Annotated in this window: 6 protein-coding genes; 4 read left to right on the top strand and 2 right to left on the bottom strand. The window is 68.9% G+C overall.

All coding sequences use genetic code 11. The features are described 5' to 3' along the window. The 3 genes from ACODR1_RS24730 to ACODR1_RS24720 all read left to right on the top strand — a co-directional run. Positions 1-524 (top strand): LysR substrate-binding domain-containing protein (locus tag ACODR1_RS24730; RefSeq protein ID WP_488882810.1); only part of this gene is annotated, 524 nt, incomplete at its 5' end. A gap of 52 nt (positions 525-576) precedes the next feature. Next, positions 577-912, top strand: coding sequence for a chorismate mutase (locus tag ACODR1_RS24725; RefSeq protein ID WP_488882809.1), 336 nt, complete (start codon positions 577-579; stop codon positions 910-912). Beyond that, positions 909-1,196 carry a hypothetical protein gene (locus ACODR1_RS24720; RefSeq protein WP_488882808.1) on the top strand — a complete coding sequence of 96 codons (288 nt, stop codon included), beginning with the start codon at positions 909-911 and terminating at the stop codon, positions 1,194-1,196. Before ACODR1_RS24725 ends, ACODR1_RS24720 begins: the two co-directional genes overlap by 4 nt. 90 nt (positions 1,197-1,286) lie before the next feature. On the opposite strand, the gene ACODR1_RS24715 is transcribed toward ACODR1_RS24720, so the two are convergent. Beyond that, complete coding sequence (locus ACODR1_RS24715) at positions 1,287-1,979, bottom strand: siderophore-interacting protein (protein ID WP_488882807.1); 693 nt, start codon at positions 1,977-1,979, stop codon at positions 1,287-1,289. 185 nt (positions 1,980-2,164) lie between these two features. On the opposite strand from ACODR1_RS24715, the gene ACODR1_RS24710 reads away from it, so the two are divergent. Beyond that, positions 2,165-2,983: an AraC family transcriptional regulator gene (locus ACODR1_RS24710; protein ID WP_488882806.1), complete on the top strand. Its 819-nt coding sequence runs from the start codon at positions 2,165-2,167 to the stop codon at positions 2,981-2,983. Here the strand turns inward: ACODR1_RS24710 and ACODR1_RS24705 are convergent. Beyond that, on the bottom strand, positions 2,980-3,318 hold the full coding sequence (locus ACODR1_RS24705) for an Hpt domain-containing protein (protein WP_488882811.1): 339 nt from the start codon (positions 3,316-3,318) through the stop codon (positions 2,980-2,982). The genes ACODR1_RS24710 and ACODR1_RS24705 overlap by 4 nt on opposite strands. Positions 3,319-3,457: the final 139 nt, after the last annotated feature.

Genomic DNA, 3,457 nt, shown 5'->3' with positions numbered 1-3,457 from the left:
ATGGCGACCTGGCCATCCGCTACGGTTCGGGCCGCTATCCCGGCCTCGAAGTCACGCGGCTGATGAACGAGACCGTGGTGCCGGTCGCCAGTCCCGAGCTTCTGGCCGATAACCCGCTGGAAGCGCCCGAGGATCTGGCGCGGCACATCCTGCTGCACGACGGCTCGCCCGACGCCGACGATTCGTGCCCGGACTGGGCCATGTGGCTGGCCGCCCGCGGGATCAAGGGCGTCGACGGCGCCCGCGGCCCGCGCTTCAACCAGTCGAGCCTGGTGATCGAGGCCGCCGTCAACGGCCGCGGTATCGCCCTCGCCAAGCGCACCCTGGCCCAGGCCGACCTCGACGCCGGGCGCCTGGTGATCCCGTTCGACATCGCCACCTCGGTGGACTTCGCCTACTACGTCGTCCACCCCAAGGCCAAGGGTCGCCTGCCGCAGGTGAAAGCCTTCGTAAGCTGGCTGAAGGACGAGGCCGTCGCCCACGAAGCCGCGCTGCTCACCATCGACAACGGGGCCGGTATCTAGGGGGGCGGCATCTAGGCTGGAACGGCGCAGCCAAACCGGCTTAAAGGGGCGCATGATCAAGACGACTCTTACCGTCGACGAGCGCCTCGCCCCCGCCGACTGCCAGACCATGCTCGACGTCCGCAAAGGCGTGGACGCCCTGGACCGGGCCCTGGTGGCCCTGCTGACCGAGCGCCAGGGCTACATGGACGCCGCCGCCCGCATCAAGGCCGACCGCTCCAAGGTGTTCGACCGCGCCCGCATCGAGGACGTGGTCGACAAGGTCAAGGCCGCCGCCCGCGACGCGGGCCTGTCGGAAGCCATTGCCGAGCCGGTCTGGCGCACCCTGATCGACCGCTGCATCGCCTACGAATACGACAGCTGGGACCGGACCAAGGGCGACGCGTGACCAAGGAAGAGATCGACAAGCTCCTGGACGACATGGCCGCCGAAGCCGCCGCCAAGGGCGACGACGATCTGCGGCCGGGGCTGCTCTACCTGAACGCTCGCCTCTACGGCACGGAGATCCGCACCGAGACGGTGTCGGCAAAGCGTGGCCAGCGCTACCGCGGGGTGCGGGTGTTCGTCGGCCGTGAGTACGAGACCCGCATCGTCACTCGCAAGGAGACCGCCGGCCTGGAGGTCGGCGAGTTCGAGGACCTGACCGAGTCGATCCCGAACCCGACGGCATAGGCTCGGGCGGCGTTGCGCCCTCCGGCCGGCCGCCTGACGTCGCCTCGACATCGGCGCGAAAGAGCCCCACGCTTCGCCAGGTGATGGACATCAGTCCAGACCCGTCTTGCCGGGCGCCCAGTAGGCCTTGGCCAGGAGCCGCCTCGGCGCGACCCCGCGCGCCTTGAGGCCATTGCGGACCCGCTGGATGGCGCCCGCCCTGCCCGTCAGCACGAAGGACGCGCCGACGCCGGCCAGCGAGGCCAGCGCATCGGTCATCGTCTCCAGGTGCGCGTCGTCGGCGCGCTTGCGAAACAGCGCCGCCCAGGTGAGGCCAAGCTGGTCGGCGACCTGGGCGGCGGCATCAAGATCGGTGACTTCAAGGGCGCAGGCGACGCTCCGCGCGGGATCCTGCATCGCCAGCCCATAGGCCAGCCCCAGCGAGGTCTCGTCGCCGAAGACGGCCACGGGGCCAGCGAGCCCCTCGACGTCGAGCGAGGCGCGGGGGCCGAAAATGTCGCACTCGACACCGGGCTCCAGCGATCGAAGCCAATCGGCGCCGGGCCCCTCGCCGTGCGCATAGCCCAGGATGCGGGTCCGCCCCGAAGCCTCCCACGTCATCGGCGTATAGGTGCGAGCCACGAAGGCCGAGCCCATCGCGACCTGGATCTTTTGCCCGGGCGCCCACGCGGCGCCGGCCAACTCCGGCCCCTCCAGCGTGACCAGCGAGAAACGCTCGGCCAGCGGCTCGCTGGAGACCACCCTGGCGCGTCGCATCAGCAGGCGGACCAGGACCTGGCTCAAGCGCCCCTGCGTCCTGCCCGTTCTCGTGCTGGCCAACTCGGTCACCGTCATTCCTTTCCGGATGCGCGAAGCCGAAGCGATCTCGACTTCCTTCGACCGATCGATTAGCCAGGGTCGGCAATGGCGTCATTCCGAAGGATCGCCAGAATACTATTCAACTCCGCCAACCACCCTGAGCCCACGCCATGCCGATCCTGAGCGAGCTGGTTTCGGAAACCGACTGGGTCGAGCCCGACGACGTCCCCCGACCTATCGTGGTGTTCGGGACGATGATGGACGAGGTCGGCGCCATCGAGCTCGACCACCACCGTCACCAGAAGGGCCAGATCATCCTGGTCCAGCGCGGGGCGCTGAGCTGCGAGGTCGAAGGCGGGCTCTGGATCGTGCCGCCCCGCAGCGCGATCTGGATTCCCGGCGGGGCGCTGCACGCGATCAAGGCCAGCGGCGCGCTAGAGGGCTACAACGCCTTTATCGATCCCGCGGTCGCCGCGGGCCTGCCCGCGACCTGCTGCGCGGTGTCGGTGACGCCGCTGCTGAAGGAGCTTCTGGCCCGGGCCGCGCACCTGCCCTACCTCTACGAAGAAGGCGGGGCCAATTCACGCCTGGTCTCGGTGCTGCTCGACGAAGTGGCCGCGGCGCGGGTCGAGGACCTGCACCTGCCGATGCCCAGCGATCCCCGCCTGCGCAGGATCACCGACCAGATGATGGCCGCCCCGGCGGAGCGACAGGACCTGACCGCCTGGGCCAGGCAGGCCGGCATGAGCGAGCGAACCCTGATGCGGTTGATCGACCGCGAGACGGGCATGAGCTTCGGGCGCTGGCGCCAGCAGCTCGGCGTGGTGCTGGCCGTCAAATGGCTGGCTGGCGGCGCGTCGATTCAGAAGGTCGCCGCCGATCTCGGCTACGAAAGCGCGCCCAGCTTCGTGACCATGTTCCGCAAGGTGCTGGGCGCCTCGCCCGGCCGCTACATGGCCGAGCGCCATCCTGGGCGGGCCCTGGGCTAGCCCCTCAACGACCTCAGCGCCTGCTCGTGGACGTAGGCGGCGATGTCCAGCAGGACTTGGTCGAGCGCCGTCTTCACCTCGTCGAGACTGGCCGCCCCATCCTCGGCGCGCTGGCAGACCTCGCCAAGCGCCACGGCCCCAATTCCCCTAGCCGCGCCCTTGACCGTATGGACCGCGTCGCGCCAGCCGGGATGCTCGGGGGTCAGCAGCGGGGTCCACAGCGCGGCCTGTTCGCGAAACAGCGCCAGCACCTCTTCGATGACCGTCTGGTCGCCCATCGCGAACCCTTCCAGGTAGGCGAAATCCACGGCTCCGCTGATATCTCGCCTGGCCATCGAAAAAGTCCTTGCGCTCTCAAATTCATTGCGTATGTTCCGCGCCTCGCCGCCGGGACGCTTCAGCGCTTCGGAATCGCGAATGGGTGTATAGCTCAGTTGGTAGAGCAGCTGACTCTTAATCAGCGGGTCCAAGGTT

The sequence above is a fragment of the Caulobacter sp. FG7 genome (assembly GCF_057808875.1).
The sequence above is the reverse complement of the archived record's forward strand: the minus strand, read 5'-3'. Positions and strand labels throughout refer to the sequence as shown.

Bases quoted from the DNA above. Each gene is read 5' to 3' on its own strand.
- ACODR1_RS24725 (WP_488882809.1), top strand. From the start codon at position 577: ATGATCAAGACGACTCTTACCGTCGACGAGCGCCTCGCCCCCGCCGAC.
- ACODR1_RS24710 (WP_488882806.1), top strand. From the start codon at position 2,165: ATGCCGATCCTGAGCGAGCTGGTTTCGGAAACCGACTGGGTCGAGCCC.
- ACODR1_RS24705 (WP_488882811.1), bottom strand. From the start codon at position 3,318: ATGGCCAGGCGAGATATCAGCGGAGCCGTGGATTTCGCCTACCTGGAA.